This is a genomic window from Finegoldia sp. P2-F-LR, assembly GCF_052932265.1.
In genome coordinates, this window is record NZ_JBRFJF010000023.1 from 1 (window position 1) to 1,483 (window position 1,483).

1 protein-coding gene and 1 pseudogene are annotated in these 1,483 nt (G+C 30.5%); both read left to right on the forward strand.

What is annotated here, in order from left to right; all coding sequences use genetic code 11:
* The first annotated feature begins 45 nt into the window (after positions 1–45).
* Positions 46–585 (forward strand): helix-turn-helix domain containing protein, encoded by a 540-nt coding sequence (locus ACU68W_RS09195; RefSeq protein ID WP_094224062.1) that lies wholly within the window; start codon positions 46–48, stop codon positions 583–585.
* Positions 576–1,442: pseudogene (locus tag ACU68W_RS09200) on the forward strand (IS3 family transposase); the annotation flags it as partial. The gene ACU68W_RS09195 and the pseudogene ACU68W_RS09200, both read left to right, overlap by 10 nt.
* Positions 1,443–1,483 lie beyond the last annotated feature (41 nt).

The following is a 1,483-nucleotide window of genomic DNA, read 5'->3' on the forward strand; positions in this document are numbered from 1 at the left end:
TGACCTGAACCCCAAAATCCGGAATACGGATGGAGGGGTTTTTGTATGCCAAAATACACAAAAGAATTTAAAATAAAATTAGTACTAGAATACTTATCAGGTGAATCAGGTGGAATCAAATCAATAGCTAAAATATATAGCATTCCTAAAAGCACGTTAGAGCTATGGATAAACCAATATAAATCTAAAGGCTTTGATAACTTATCAAAAAAGTTAAAAAACAATAATTACACTAGTGAATTTAAGCTATCTGTAATACAATATAGGCAGATCAATAATACTTCGCTTAGAGAGACTGCAGAGCATTTCAATCTTGTAAATGGATCTATGGTGTACAGATGGGAGAAAGCTTATCAAAAGCATGGTCTATCTGGGCTAGAAGATAACAGAGGAAGGCCTAAAAAAGAAATGACCAAATCAAATAAAAAATCTAAACTTAATATTCCAATAAGCGAAACTGAAAGAGAAGAATTAATAAGATTAAGAGAAGAAAATAGACTTCTCAAAATGAAGATAATCTACGAAAAAAAGCTACAAGCCTTGCTACTGGAAGAGGAAGCAGAAGCAAGGAAAAGACAAAGATAATCCTCAAGTTACAAAAACAATACCCTAAAAGCAAAGTAAGTGAATGGATAGAAATAGCTAAGTTGCCAAAATCATCCTACTATGAATGGAAGATAAAATTAGAAAATCCAACAGACAAAGACAAGGAAGTTAAAGCTGAAATTAAAACCATAGTAAAAGCATCAAAAGGTAGATATGGCTACAGAAGAGTAACTATGGTATTAAAAAATAAAGGCTTTAATATCAACCATAAAAGAGTATTAAGAATAATGAGAGAAGAATCCTTGCTATGTACTAAATTCAAAACTAGATCAAGAAAATACTCATCATACAAGGGACAAATAGGAAAAGTAGCAGATAATGTTGTAAAAAGACAATTTACAGCAAGTAAACCAAATGAGTTATGGCTAACAGATGTAACAGAATTTAGAATTAAAGGTCAAGAAAAGAAACTTTACCTATCACCAATATTAGACCTATACAACAGTGAAATAATCAGCTACACACTAAGCAATCATCCAACAATAAACTTAACCAATGAAATGCTAGAAAAAGCACTAGAAGAAAATAAAGACATTAAAGATTTAACTATACACTCAGACCAAGGATTCCATTACCAACATAGTTCATGGACTAAAAAACTAGAAAAAATGAATATTAGGCAAAGTATGTCAAGAAAAGGCAATTGTCTAGACAATTCTCCAATGGAGAACTTCTTTGGAATATTGAAACAAGAAATGTATTATGGAGTAGAATTTAAAAGTTATGATGAATTAGTTAATGAGATAGAAAAATATATTAAATGGTACAATGAAGACAGAATTAAAACAAAATTAAACGGAATGTCTCCTGTTATGTACAGATTACATTCCGCTTAAAATATTATTAAATTATTCCGTGTTTACGGGTTCAGCTCAAA

What these genes read in the sequence shown, in the direction of transcription:
- ACU68W_RS09195 (WP_094224062.1), top strand. Translation starts at nt 46, where the DNA reads ATGCCAAAATACACAAAAGAATTTAAAATAAAATTAGTACTAGAATAC.